Source organism: Agrobacterium sp. GW821-FHT02D03, assembly GCF_059421725.1.
On the sequence record NZ_JBWKVN010000001.1, the window covers coordinates 567,501 to 580,175 of the forward strand.

General features: G+C 57.5%; 13 protein-coding genes, 1 tRNA gene and 2 rRNA genes (1 of these 16 cut by a window edge). 9 read left to right on the top strand and 7 right to left on the bottom strand.

The window, feature by feature from the left end:
• The 3 genes from AC07U5_RS02560 to AC07U5_RS02570 form a co-directional block, all read left to right on the top strand.
• Positions 1 to 967, top strand: a 23S ribosomal RNA gene (locus AC07U5_RS02560) (it extends 1,833 nt beyond the left edge of the window).
• A gap of 128 nt (positions 968 to 1,095) precedes the next feature.
• A 5S ribosomal RNA gene (rrf, locus tag AC07U5_RS02565) occupies positions 1,096 to 1,210 on the top strand.
• A gap of 221 nt (positions 1,211 to 1,431) precedes the next feature.
• Positions 1,432 to 1,508: transfer RNA gene (locus AC07U5_RS02570), tRNA-Met, on the top strand.
• 302 nt (positions 1,509 to 1,810) lie between these two features.
• On the opposite strand, the gene AC07U5_RS02575 is transcribed toward AC07U5_RS02570, so the two are convergent.
• The 3 genes from AC07U5_RS02575 to AC07U5_RS02585 all read right to left on the bottom strand — a co-directional run bounded on the left by AC07U5_RS02575 (position 1,811) and on the right by AC07U5_RS02585 (position 4,433).
• The gene (locus AC07U5_RS02575) at positions 1,811 to 2,167 is read right to left on the bottom strand and encodes an immunity 8 family protein (protein WP_113327456.1); all 357 of its coding nucleotides are present in this window, start codon (positions 2,165 to 2,167) and stop codon (positions 1,811 to 1,813) included.
• Positions 2,168 to 2,803: 636 nt separating this feature from the next.
• Positions 2,804 to 3,361, bottom strand: coding sequence for a DUF6030 family protein (locus AC07U5_RS02580; protein WP_494722207.1), 558 nt, complete (start codon positions 3,359 to 3,361; stop codon positions 2,804 to 2,806).
• A 247-nt stretch (positions 3,362 to 3,608) separates the two neighbouring features.
• Positions 3,609 to 4,433, bottom strand: coding sequence for a MurR/RpiR family transcriptional regulator (locus AC07U5_RS02585; protein ID WP_246666378.1), 825 nt, complete (start codon positions 4,431 to 4,433; stop codon positions 3,609 to 3,611).
• A 270-nt stretch (positions 4,434 to 4,703) separates the two neighbouring features.
• On the opposite strand from AC07U5_RS02585, the gene AC07U5_RS02590 reads away from it, so the two are divergent.
• Entirely contained in the window at positions 4,704 to 5,459 is a 756-nt protein-coding gene (locus AC07U5_RS02590) for a sulfate transporter family protein (protein ID WP_494722208.1), read from the top strand.
• On the opposite strand, the gene nth is transcribed toward AC07U5_RS02590, so the two are convergent.
• Complete coding sequence (gene nth / locus AC07U5_RS02595) at positions 5,433 to 6,203, bottom strand: endonuclease III (RefSeq protein WP_494722209.1); 771 nt, start codon at positions 6,201 to 6,203, stop codon at positions 5,433 to 5,435. The genes AC07U5_RS02590 and nth overlap by 27 nt on opposite strands.
• Before the next feature lie 44 nt (positions 6,204 to 6,247).
• Between nth and AC07U5_RS02600 the strand changes: the two genes are divergently transcribed.
• The 4 genes from AC07U5_RS02600 to AC07U5_RS02615 all read left to right on the top strand — a co-directional run bounded on the left by AC07U5_RS02600 (position 6,248) and on the right by AC07U5_RS02615 (position 8,276).
• Complete coding sequence (locus AC07U5_RS02600) at positions 6,248 to 6,730, top strand: DUF2244 domain-containing protein (protein ID WP_494722210.1); 483 nt, start codon at positions 6,248 to 6,250, stop codon at positions 6,728 to 6,730.
• Between the two features lie 70 nt (positions 6,731 to 6,800).
• Positions 6,801 to 7,673, top strand: a complete 873-nt coding sequence (locus AC07U5_RS02605) for a methylated-DNA--[protein]-cysteine S-methyltransferase (protein WP_494722211.1) — start codon at positions 6,801 to 6,803, stop codon at positions 7,671 to 7,673.
• Between the two features lie 70 nt (positions 7,674 to 7,743).
• Positions 7,744 to 7,980: a CopG family ribbon-helix-helix protein gene (locus tag AC07U5_RS02610; protein WP_062598970.1), complete on the top strand. Its 237-nt coding sequence runs from the start codon at positions 7,744 to 7,746 to the stop codon at positions 7,978 to 7,980.
• Between the two features lie 5 nt (positions 7,981 to 7,985).
• Positions 7,986 to 8,276: a type II toxin-antitoxin system RelE/ParE family toxin gene (locus AC07U5_RS02615; protein WP_111850510.1), complete on the top strand. Its 291-nt coding sequence runs from the start codon at positions 7,986 to 7,988 to the stop codon at positions 8,274 to 8,276.
• A gap of 65 nt (positions 8,277 to 8,341) precedes the next feature.
• Here AC07U5_RS02615 and AC07U5_RS02620 read toward each other — a convergent pair whose 3' ends face one another.
• Together AC07U5_RS02620 and tolA are read right to left on the bottom strand one after the other, a co-directional pair.
• Complete coding sequence (locus AC07U5_RS02620; RefSeq protein ID WP_111850495.1) at positions 8,342 to 9,337, bottom strand: sugar-binding transcriptional regulator; 996 nt, start codon at positions 9,335 to 9,337, stop codon at positions 8,342 to 8,344.
• Between the two features lie 51 nt (positions 9,338 to 9,388).
• Positions 9,389 to 10,420 (bottom strand): cell envelope integrity protein TolA, encoded by a 1,032-nt coding sequence (gene tolA, locus AC07U5_RS02625; RefSeq protein ID WP_494722212.1) that lies wholly within the window; start codon positions 10,418 to 10,420, stop codon positions 9,389 to 9,391.
• Positions 10,421 to 10,656: 236 nt separating this feature from the next.
• Here tolA and tal point away from each other — a divergent pair, with 236 nt between their 5' ends.
• Positions 10,657 to 11,616 (top strand): transaldolase, encoded by a 960-nt coding sequence (tal, locus tag AC07U5_RS02630; protein WP_494722213.1) that lies wholly within the window; start codon positions 10,657 to 10,659, stop codon positions 11,614 to 11,616.
• Between the two features lie 283 nt (positions 11,617 to 11,899).
• On the opposite strand, the gene AC07U5_RS02635 is transcribed toward tal, so the two are convergent.
• Positions 11,900 to 12,664, bottom strand: coding sequence for an IclR family transcriptional regulator (locus AC07U5_RS02635; protein ID WP_062424983.1), 765 nt, complete (start codon positions 12,662 to 12,664; stop codon positions 11,900 to 11,902).
• Between the last annotated feature and the right edge of the window lie 11 nt (positions 12,665 to 12,675).

The following is a 12,675-nucleotide window of genomic DNA, read 5'->3' on the forward strand; positions in this document are numbered from 1 at the left end:
GTCCTAAGGTAGCGAAATTCCTTGTCGGGTAAGTTCCGACCTGCACGAATGGCGTAACGACTTCCCCGCTGTCTCCAACATAGACTCAGTGAAATTGAATTCCCCGTGAAGATGCGGGGTTCCTGCGGTCAGACGGAAAGACCCCGTGCACCTTTACTATAGCTTTACACTGGCATTCGCCAAGGCATGTGTAGGATAGGTGGTAGGCTTTGAAGCAGGGACGCCAGTTCCTGTGGAGCCATCCTTGAAATACCACCCTTATCTTCGTGGATGTCTAACCGCGGTCCGTTATCCGGATCCGGGACAGTGTATGGTGGGTAGTTTGACTGGGGCGGTCGCCTCCGAAAGAGTAACGGAGGCGCGCGATGGTTAGCTCAGACCGGTCGGAAATCGGTCGTCGAGTGCAATGGCATAAGCTAGCCTGACTGCGAGACTGACAAGTCGAGCAGAGACGAAAGTCGGTCATAGTGATCCGGTGGTCCCGTGTGGAAGGGCCATCGCTCAACGGATAAAAGGTACGCCGGGGATAACAGGCTGATGACCCCCAAGAGTCCATATCGACGGGGTTGTTTGGCACCTCGATGTCGACTCATCGCATCCTGGGGCTGGAGCAGGTCCCAAGGGTATGGCTGTTCGCCATTTAAAGCGGTACGTGAGTTGGGTTCAGAACGTCGTGAGACAGTTCGGTCCCTATCTGCCGTGGGTGTAGGAATATTGACAGGATCTGTCCCTAGTACGAGAGGACCGGGATGGACGTATCTCTGGTGGATCTGTTGTCCTGCCAAGGGCATAGCAGAGTAGCTATATACGGAATGGATAACCGCTGAAGGCATCTAAGCGGGAAACCAACCTGAAAACGAGTGTTCCCTATCAGAGCCGTGGAAGACGACCACGTCGATAGGACGGGTGTGGAAGTGCAGTAATGCATGAAGCTTACCGTTACTAATAGCTCGAGCGACTTCTTCGTTCCCATTGTTCATGCTCATCGAATAAAACTCGATCGCATCACGTGTTCATATCAAATAGAGCCAAAAGCTCTCCAGCTTCTCGATACAACAGCATGAGCCAAAGCTCATGCCAGTTGCGTTTTGCCGACCTGGTGGTTATCGCGGGGCGGCTGCACCCGTTCCCATTCCGAACACGGCCGTGAAACGCCCCAGCGCCAATGGTACTCCGTCTTAAGACGCGGGAGAGTAGGTCGCTGCCAGGTCTGCCAAACGCAACTCAAATCAAATCAAATCAGTTTATCTTCTCTCTCACAAACCGCTCGGCACAGGCCGAAACAATAGGCCGCATACAAAGCGGCCTTTTGCAGTTCTAAAGAAATAACGCGGGGTGGAGCAGCCCCCGCCGACCCGCAGAAGGCAAAAGCCTTCGAGGACCGGCAAAACAAAACAACCGGGCACTTGCGCTGCGGTCGCTCATAATTAACGCGGGGTGGAGCAGCCCGGTAGCTCGTCAGGCTCATAACCTGAAGGCCGCAGGTTCAAATCCTGCCCCCGCAACCAAATATACGACGATCATCAAAACCCCGCGGCCCAAAGCCGCGGGGTTTTGGCGTTTCTGAAGCTGCAATGCTTGCTTCACAGAGTGTGCGGCGATGAGATCGATCGCATCGTGTCGATCGGACCCACCAATGCGACGCTTGTTGAGTTATGCCTCGTGAGCGCTTTAAAGCTTGTGCAATTATTATAGTTCTCACGGCCCGCATTCTGGTGCGTCTGGGGTCATGAACGGCCGGGTCCGTAACTTCGCCAAACACGTAGATCGCATCGCGTTCTGGTAGTCAGGCCGGTGACACAGGCAACCTTCAATTCGCCCGGTAGTCTTCAAACTCCCAGTAACCGTATCGCCCGAGCTTGAGAGCAATATCCTGCCAGTCCGTCCCCATAGTTCTCTCACATAAAGCTGAAATACGCTTGGAAACCGCCTGATAATCGTATTCGGCGACGATCAGCATGTGACGAGCAAAAATCGATCCGTCCGTTAATAGTTCTCTAGAAATCCATTTTGGCGTACAAACCTGAAACCCAAACACATCGCCAGCATCCTCACCTTCAGGTCCTATAGTCGCCTGGACGTAGTAGCCGAAGTCGTCTTCTTCGTCCGGCCAATAGGTTCGCGGATCGATATCTGAGGTCATCAAGCTTTTTAGTTGAGCGCGCATCGTTAATCCGTGAAGTTCTAGTGTCGATTGTATGTCCGCTTATTCAACCGAAACCAAGGGCTAAATTTGCCTGAGTCCTTTAGATTAGTTGCGAATGTGCTGCCGGTCCATGACATCGCTTAAGATCGCGTTGCTGAAGGCGATCAATGAGGATCGGGGTTCGCCCTCATTGGATGCTTGGCGCTTGCGCCCGAATATGTAGCATGGCTGGGACGCCTATCGCTGCGGAAGCGGGGGAGGCACTCTCAGTCACCAGCACCTCGTCGGCACGGCGCGCGTATAGCTTGATTGCTAAGTTCTACCGACGTTAATGACGCGTCCAGTGTGGTTGCGCACCAATAGTTCCCGTGGCGGGGGAGACTGTTCAGGTCATTTTTCTGAACGCCAGGCTGCTGGTGACATTATGTATCCAGTTCCCAGAGGATGCGCGACTGAGATGAAACATCCGAGATCGAGGGGCGTTCCCGATCAGCGGCCGAAGGGCGATTCTTGGATTTGAATGAGCCACGTTGCTGAGACATATCCTGCCTGGGCGAACTTGTACGGTTTGGTCCCCGAGCGGTCGTTCTTACCTCCCGGACCTTATCCATCCTATCGGCTGATTTGCCGATATTGTCATATGCCCCCTGCAGCACGTTATTCAGCAATGCCCTTCGAAAAGCCCGGCGAGTTGGTGCCGAAGAGGTTGAAGCGGGATTTGTCCATGCCTTCCTGCTTGTATCTCACCTTGGCGCCCGCAAGAGCGGACTCGAATTCCTGTCCTGCCGCGAGTTTTGCGGTGAGGTCCTTCATCGGGGTCCGATCGCCGATCAGCATGTGGATGACGGATAAGGCTCTCTCGCCCAGGATTTGGCGGGAGAGGGGAGAACCGAAGTTGAGCTTCAGTCGAAAATAGGTCCACCGACCGTCTTTGTTGCCGCGGATCTGGATGAAGAGCGAGGGGGTGCGTCCCGTCTCTGGAAACTCCAGCAGGGAGTTGCATTCCCAATCCCCGTTCGGCATCTGGGTGAAGGTGGGGGCCGCTTTTTGCGACAGGTCCGCAAGCGCCTTGCAGCGAGTGGCGTCAAAATTTCGGACCGGAATTCGGCCCGCCTTTGCCACGATCTGCTGGAGTGGAGCGGGCTCCATCACGCGCGCGGTTCGGGTATTGTCCATCGTTATGCCGACAAAGGATAAGAGGGCGACGACGAGCATTCTCAAAGGCTCCGATTGAAGGGGCGTGCGGCGGAAGGTGGTTGAGCGGACCGAGACTGCGACCGTCTACGCTGGCCGCACTCTTTCAGCTACGCTTCCTGCGCTTTCGCTCCAGGTGTCGTCGCATGCCTTCATCAAAAAACCAACAGGAGTTTGACGAAGCGGCTCCACTCTCACCTGATCCATCCCGATAAGGGCTGGTTTGCAGGTTCAACCGACGACGACAGGCCTTTTCACGCCAGCCTCATCACCCGTGATGGAGGGCTCGCTGCAAGTCGCCGATGCGTTTGACGCGTTGTCTGCGGTTGGAGCCGTCATTGTATGAGAGGGACTGGAGCATGAACTCGGTCATGGCGACGAGCTGGAGCATGCTGTCGCTGCCGTTCTGGTTCAGCGGGATCGTCAGGCAGATGTCGGCGCTTTCTGGACCCCACTCGTAGAAGCGGGTGGTGATGAGGACCGTTTTATATCCGCCGCGTTTTGCCATCTTGGCAAGGCGCTGAAGGGCAGGGAGATTGCCGCCGCAGTCGATCAGGATCAGGAGCGTGCTGTCCGGCTCTTCATCCATCAGTTCGATATAGGTCGAGCCGTCGCTTTGCAGATAGTGGACCCGCTCGCGACATTCGAGAAGCTTCATGTAGAAGTAGCGGCACAGGCCGAAGCTTTCCGCCGATGAGGCGATAAAGACGTTCCGGCTGTCCTGAATGGCATCGAGTGCGGTCTTCCACACGGACTGACCGGCGAGGTCGTAAACGGCCTGCACGGCCTGGATCTGCTGCATCATCAGACCAGAAAGCGGGGTCTGCCGTGGCTCCTGGCTCTCGGCTTGAACGGCCGGTGATGCGGTGACGCGCTCGCGCAGATGTTCGCGAATGTCGCTGAGCTGCCGGTAGCCGAGAGACCGAAGAAACCGGCCAACCGTCATCGGGCTCAAACCCAGCTTTTCTGCCAGCGTCGCAGCCGTCTCGAAGGGAAGCTCGTTCATATGCTCCATGAGATATTTCGCGATGCGCCGCTCCGCCGGCGTGCCGGACTTCATCAACCGGGACAGATCGATCAGTAGCTTTTCCAATAACGCCTCATTACGTTTCTATCGGACGACGATACAGAGCTTGGCAGGTGGCTGGTGGTCGTACGTGCTTCGCGACACACTGTACCCGCTTCGAGGGCAGAATACTATTTCTTCCCCGTTGTTTTTCATAGTTTAGGCATGGCTGCTATTCAAGCAAAAGATGATAGCTCACCACCATTTGCGAAAGGCCCGAGCGACGGCGTTCTTGTGGAAGAAATACAGCCGCCTTATCTCTGCACCGCAGGTAACGTTCAGAAGAGGAATGGTGGTTTGATTCTTGATGCAGCAAAACGCGCCTTTGAGAACCTGTTTGCTTCGCAGACGCGTTCCGTCTTCTGGAAGGTTCTCGGCCTCACCATTCTTGTTTTGATCGGTCTGTGGTTTGCGATCCGCAGCCTGTTCATCTGGCTTGCTTTGCCATGGCTTGATTCGCTTGTGCCCGGCATGCCGGATTGGGCCGGTTGGATGAGCGTTGTTCTGGCCATTCTTGCCGGCATCGGATTGGCGCTGGCGCTGGCACTCTTAATATCACCGGTCACGGCGGTGATTGCCGGTCTGTTTCTCGACGATGTGGCGGAGGTGATCGAGAAACAGGATTATGCCAAGGAGCCCGCCGGTCGCGCCATGCCGCTTGGTGAAGCGGTGATGTCTTCGATCAAGTTTTTCGGCGTGGTCATCCTCGGCAATGCCATCGCACTTCTCCTGCTTCTGGTGCCGGGCGTGAACCTCATCGCCTTTTTCATGGTCAATGGTTATCTTTTGGGGCGGGAGTTCTTCGAATTCGCGGCCATGCGCTTCCGCACGCCAGAGGAGGCGCGGGCCTTTCGCTCGAAACACGCATCGACGGTGTTCATGGCGGGCCTGGTGATCGCAGCGTTTCTGGCGGTGCCCTTCCTCAATCTGCTGACGCCGCTCTTTGCCGCATCCTTCATGGTGCATCTGCACAAGTCGATCAGCCGCAAAGACCCATCCTTCGTGCTGCAATCGAATGCTCCCCGCTCAGGCACCAACCAGCTGGGGCGGTAGCTCGACCAACGGGGCAGGAATGTCCCAGGTCTTTTCCGGCGACTTACAGATGTCGGCAATGACGCAGCGCTCGCATTCCGGCTTGCGGGCCTTGCAGCAATAGCGCCCATGCAGGATCAGCCAGTGGTGGGCGTGAAAGAGGTAGGGTTCGGGAATGATCCTGACCAGCCGGTCTTCCACTTCGTCCGGGGTCTTGCCCGGTGCCAACAGAATGCGGTTGGCGATGCGAAAGACATGGGTGTCGACGGCCAGCGTCGGGATGCCGAACGCCATGGACATGACCACATTGGCGGTCTTGCGGCCCACACCCGGCAGCATCATCAGCTCTTCTCGGGTTTTTGGCACCTCGCCACCAAAATTGTCGATCAGCATCTGCGATAGCGCGATGACGTTCTTGGCCTTGTTGCGGTAAAGCCCGATGGTCTTGATGTAGTCGATCAGCCGTTCTTCCCCAAGCGCCAGCATCTTTTGTGGCGTATCGGCAATTTCAAACAGCGCTCTCGTTGCCCGGTTGACGCCGACATCGGTGGCCTGGGCGGAGAGTGCGACGGCCACGACCAGGGTGAAGGGGTTGGAATGTTCCAGCTCCCCCTTTGGCTCCGGCCGCTGGATGGAAAAACGGCGGAAGATCTCGTTCAGCTCCTCTTTCGAGTAAGCGGTCTTCACGCGCTTTTGCCTGGGCTTCGCCGTTGAAATTGACTTTTTTGCTGTTTGGGTGCTGGATCGTTTCTTGTCGATTGTCATAACGGATCTACATGCGCGTTGATCAGCCGTATCGAGGAAGGCAGATGGAAATGCTCAACGATCAGCCGGTTTTTTCTGCCGAACTCATTCCCTATCGCTCGCTGGGGCGCAAGGGCTTTCGTGTCCTGCTGGTGCTCTGCGCGCTCGTCGCAGTCCTCTATAGCGGGTTCTTCCTCGTCACCGGCGCTTGGCCGATCGGCTTCTTTCTGGAGCTCGATTTCCTGCTTCTCTATATTGCTTTTCGTGCAAACTATCGTGCCGCCAAGGTCAAGGAGCAGGTGGTGGTGTCTCGCACCAACCTCTCCATCCGTAAATTTTCGCAGAAGGGCGAGGTGGTTGAACATCGGTTCAACCCGTTCTGGGCGAGGTTTCGGGTGCGCCGTCACGAGGAATTCGGCATTCTTTCCATGCATGTGTCAGGCGAAGGCCGAGTGACGGATATCGGCTCCTTCCTCAACCCGGAGGATCGGGAAAGCTTTGCCAAAGCATTTCGCAATGCGTTGGCGACGGTGAAGCTCAAAATCTGATAGGTCTTGGCAAGAAACGGGTGGAGGCAGACGTCAGGTCGTGGTCTTCTGATCGCCAAGGAGACATGCCATGAATGCCAATATCATGCTGAAGGAAGATATCACGCCCCTCGGCGCCGACTACGAGACGGTGAGACAGGTGATCGAGATATTGACGGTGGATTACCGCGACCAGCCGTCGCTGGAGGAGATTGCCGCGAGGCTCAACCAGTCCCCCACGCAATTGCAGAAGACCTTTACGCGCTGGGCTGGATTGTCGCCAAAGGCCTTTTTGCAGGCCGTAACGCTCGATCATGCCAAGCGCCTTCTGCGCGAGGAAAATCTGCCGCTTCTGGAGACGGCCATCGAAGTCGGCATGTCCGGCCCAAGCCGCCTTCACGATCTCTTCGTGACGCATGAGGCCATGTCGCCGGGTGAGTGGAAGGTGAAGGGCAGCGGACTGCAGATCCGCTACGGCTACCACCCGTCGCCCTTTGGTCTGGCGCTGGTGATGATCACCGATCGTGGGCTGGCCGGCTGCGCCTTTGCCGATGCGGGTGAGGAAACGGAATGTTTCGAGGATATGGCGCGGCGCTGGCCGAACGCCATTTATGTGGAAGACAGCGCCGCGACAGCACCCTATGCCGAGCGGATCTTCGATCCCGCTCGCTGGAACAGCGACCAGCCGCTGCGCGTCGTGCTGCTGGGCACGGATTTCCAGGTGCGCGTCTGGCAAAGCCTGTTGAAGATCCCGATGGGCAAGGCCGTCACCTATTCGCATGTGGCGCAGGATATCGGCCAGCCGACGGCGTCTCGCGCCGTGGGCGCGGCGATCGGCGCCAACCCCATCTCCTTCGTCGTTCCCTGCCACCGTGCGCTTGGCAAGAGCGGCGCGCTGACCGGATATCACTGGGGCATCACCCGCAAGCGAGCGATGCTGGGCTGGGAAACGGGGCGGGTTTGATCGCGGCTTTTGCCATGCTGTCGTGGATGTGCGATAACGCAGGGTGACGAGAACATCAGTCGAGACAGAGATGAAAAGCACTATTCAGCTTCCGGACGATATCGACAAGCGTATCGAAAAGGTCTCTGCACAAACGAATCTCACACGCAGCCAGATCGTAGAGGAAGCCCTGTCTTTTGGACGGTCTCTTGCATGGCAGGAGCAGTGGGTCGCGGGTGTCAAAGCTGGGCTTGCCGAGGCTGACCGTGATGAGTTTGCGTCTGATGAGGAGATTGCCGCTGTTCTGAGCCGATATGATCAGGCCTGACCGTGATAGAAGTGGTTTGGACGAAACGCTATCTTCGTGAGCTCTCGGAGATTGCTGATTATCTCGCCGAGCGAAATCCTGGCGCCGCTGCCCGCATCGTTCGAGACATTCACAGCAAAACCAAGACATTGCTCTCAAGCAATCCGTTTATCGGTCGACCTGGAGAGATAGACGATACGCGAGAGCTGGTTCTTCCTGCATCGGGTTATATCGTTGCCTATCGCGTTCGCGACGAGAGGGTCGAGGTCCTTTTCGTACAGCACGGCGCAAAGGAATGGCCGCGGGATATCAGCTAGAGAGCTGTCACTTTAGAGCGTCCTTTGATCTACACATCGTGCTTTCCGAAAATCGAGTCCGATTTTCATGCCGATGCTGTAGCGTCTCCCGAACTCAACTCCATCAAGGCGCGGGCTGCCGCCTCATCCGTGATCAGCGTGTTGCAGCCGATGCGCTTGATGGTGGCGCGGATGGCGGTGGCGCGGTGGGCGCCGCCGGAGGCGAGCACGATGTGTTTGGCCTTTTTCAGCGTATCGAGATCGATCGACATGGCGTGATTGTTGATCGGGTGATCGACGGAGCGGCCTTCGGCATCGATGAAGTTGAACATGGTGTCGCAGACGCAGCCGGCCGCGACCAGCTCGTCGAGCGTCTGTTTCGAGATGAACCCTTCCGACAGCGATGTGGAATGCGGGCCGATATCGCCGCAGCTGACGATGGCGAGATCGAGGTTTTCGGCGAGCGCATAAAGGGTGCTCAGCCCGCATTTTTCGATCAGCGCCCGCTTGGTTTCGATGGAATCGACCAGGAGCGGGGCGAGAAACATGTAGCATTCCGCCCCGAGCGCGCTCGCCAGCCGCCAGGTGTAATCGAGCGGGTTGGTCTGGTGCACGGCGACGATCCCGCCAAGCAGCGAGACGACCTTGCAGTTTTCGCGCCGCGGCGGGCGGAAGCTTGAGAGCGAAGCGGTCATGGTGCGGCCCCAGCCAACACCGATCGTTGCATTGTCCGGCACGACTTCGGAGAGGAACTGGCCGAGCGCCAGACCCACGCCCTTGGCGATATCTCCTACCTTATCCGAACCCGTGGGAATGATCACCGCCTCATCCAGGCCATAGGCTTTTTCCAGGTCGATCGAAAGCGCGACAAAATCCTCGATGCCTTCATTGATCCAGATCTGCACGTCGGAGCGCTTCATTGCCTCATCAAGCAGGCGGATGACGGTGGAGCGGCTGATGCCGAGTTTCTCGGCGACATCCTTCTGCGTCATGCCCTGATTGTAATAGAGCCACGCGGCGCGAAGCCTCAGCGAGGGCGCTTCGGAAAAGGCCGTATGGGTTTCTCTACGCAGTTTTGCCACTGTCTTTTGCCGTATCCTGGTCTGAGTATGCTTGAAAGATGAGCCTGTCTCTCAAGGCTGCCGGGTTTGAAGAAGAGACTTTAGGGAAAGGCGGGTTTGATCGCTGCATTTTTCCGCCTGGCGCATTGCCGAGCGAAGAGTTACCTTCTGCTGGTCCGGCATGACGGGATATGCCGTTTCGAAAAGCGCGGTCAGCGGCGCCAAGCGGGCGTCGCACCAACTTGCTTCCATGCCGTCCAAGGCCAGCGCCTCCAGGCTGCCCTCGATGACCAGGCCAATGTTCGAATAGACCTGATCACGACCTGCCGCCGCCTTTGGATTGCTCGATAGCTCGGGCATTTCTGAAAACATTTTCTTGGTGATTGTGACCGCTGCACGACTAGACCAGAGTGTGGCGTCCAGACAGGCGCCAAGCCCCATCATATTGTCGGTGATTGCCTTCTGCGATCTCGCCGTGGCAGGATCTTCGTAGATATTCATGACGACGATGAGAGAGCGTGTGTAACTCACCACCGTCTTGTACTCATGTGGGGAGAGTTCATCCAGCTTTTCCGCTTCACTTGGGCGACAGAGAATATCGAGGGTTTTTGAAACCTCTGGATTTGTGGGCTTCATGGCCTCCCGGGAATGGCGATTGCGGTCGGCGAAAGCCTGCAGGCGTTGTGCGGTGTCCTGCATCTCCTGCAAACGCTTTTCCGATGGTGCGTTCGGTGAAATGCCATCCGTTTCTTGCGCTGGAGGTGGCGCAAAATTGAACCTGACTTCACCTTGGATACCCATGGCGGCCAGTTGCGGTTGGCAGCGCAGAACCGCTCTCATCGCCGCATTGGCGAATGCCTGATCGATCGCCCCGTTGCCTTTTTCAATGATGACGGGCGTTCTATCGAGCGACCCGTCAGCTTCAAATGTCGCGGCAATGACCACCGCACCGGTTGCCCCCGGCGGCGGGGTGAAACAGGCCTCCACTGCGCGCTGAAACTCGGACGGGCTGACGGCCTTTTGCGTCTCTGCCTGCGCTGTCTGGAAGACAAAAGCGGCTGAGGCCATGGCTGCAAAGATCATGTAAAGTCGTTTGGCTATCATGTTTGCATCCAAATTCGTTCCATCACCCCGACATTAGGCAGCGCATTGGCTTGATCCGGCAGTATTGCAGACGTGAAACTTATGTCAATTGCGATGGGCAAATGTCTTGACTTCCTCCCGTAAGCTGCGCGATACTCCCCGCGAACACAGTTCCCTTGTCGCCGACTGTACGCTCACCCGTGCGGAACGAAATTCGATAGCGATGGTTTCCGAGACATTCACAAGGATTAAACGGCATGACTTCCAAGCTTGATCAACTTCGCGCCATCACCACCGTGGTTGCCGATACCGGTGACATCGAGGCGGTGGCCCGTCTGAAGCCGGTGGATTGCACCACCAACCCGTCCATCGTCTTGAAGGCGCTCGGCACGCCTGCCTTTGCCGATACGGTGAAGGAAGCGGTTGCCTGGGGTCGCAAGCAGGGCGGTGCCTCCGAAGGCGTGATTGCCGCGGTTGCCGACCGTCTGGCGATCTCCGTCGGTGCAGCCCTTGTCGATCTCGTCCCCGGCCGCGTGTCGACCGAAGTGGATGCCGACCTCTCCTTCGATACGAAGGCTTCGATCGACAAGGCGCACAGCATCATTGCCGCCTACAAGGAGCGCGGCATCGAGCGCGAGCGCATTCTCATCAAGCTCGCCTCCACCTGGGAAGGCATCAAGGCGGCAGAAGTGCTGCAGGCGGAAGGCATCGATTGCAATCTGACGCTTCTCTTCTCGCAGGCCCAGGCGATTGCCTGCGCCGAAGCGAAGGCTTTCCTCATCTCGCCCTTCGTCGGTCGTATTCTCGACTGGTACAAGAAATCGACCGGTGAGACCTACACCGCCGAGACCGATCCGGGTGTGCTTTCGGTGCGCCAGATCTACAATTACTACAAGGCCAACGGCATCTCGACCGTCGTCATGGGCGCGTCCTTCCGTAATGTCGGCGAAATCGAAGCGCTGGCCGGCTGCGACCGCCTGACGATCAGCCCCGCACTTCTGGAAGAGCTGGACAAGGACACCGGCACGCTCGAGCGCAAGCTGTCTCCCGATCACGCCAAGGCAGAGCCGCTTCAGTCCCTGGACGAAAAGTCCTTCCGCTGGCAGCTCAACGAGGACGCCATGGCGACGGAGAAGCTGTCCGAAGGCATCCGCCTGTTTGCCAAGGATCTGGTGTCGCTGCGCGAGATCGTCCGCAAGGAACTTGCTGCCACCTGACGAAAAACGACCGGGAACCGATTTCGCGTCCGGTCGTTTTATTATCATAAGATCTCCAGTCTTGAAGCGCGGCTGTTCCCCCTGGCAGTCGCGCTTTTTCTTTGCGTGTTTGGCGTGGGGGCTGCTGTGACAGCTGGGCAAACCAGCGCTGCTGCAACGGATGGTGACGGTCAGCGTTGGAGCCGTCGAGTGGCGTGGCGAGGATGTCATATCGCCCGCAAATGGTTGCCGCGCGTCAAGACGATGTGAGTCCAGCCTTCATGTAATGGGTTGTTTTAGGCGCTTACTGACCGGCCACAACTTCTGAAATCGCCTTAGCCGTCTCGCGGATCAGCTCCAGACAGTCATCTTCTTTTGGCGCCGCTTCGTTGAGCGAGCCGATGAAGGGACAGGTGACGACGGCAAGCGCCGTGCCGTCGAGCGTCAGGATCGGGGCGGAAATGTTGCGCACGCCGGCGGTCTGCAGGCTGTTCATGCTCTCATAGCCCTGGGCCTTCACCTGTTGCAGCCGTTCGCGCAGGTTTGCAGGCAGTTCTTTTTCCTCGCCGCGTAGCTGTTCGGCAATCATCAACTCTCGCTGCGTTTCGTTCTGGAAGGCCAGAAGAACGTGGCCGGAGCCGGTGTTGAACAGGCTCATCTGCGCGCCGACGCGGATGGAGAGCGCCCAATAGGTGGAAGAGTCCTGCTGCGCGATGACGACGACCGAGCCACGATCATAGACCGCCAGATGACAGGCCTGCTGCGCTTTCGCCGAGAAATCCCGCATCATCGGGGCTGCAAAGGAAACGAGGCGTCTGACGGGCTGGTGGAAGTGGGCGAGCCCGAACATTTTCAGAGTGAGGGTAAAGCGGTCGCCATCCTGGCGCTGCACATAGCCGCGGCGGACCAGCCGATCCAGCATGCGATAGAACTCATTCGGGCTCTTGCCGAGCGCCTTGGCGATTTCCACCTGGGTCAGCCCGCCATCGGTGCGCGCCAGAAGCTCGAGAATATCCAGCCCCTTGTCCAGCGCCGGTGCGCGGTATCTGTCGCTATCGTCTTCCGTCATCGGGCCTCTAT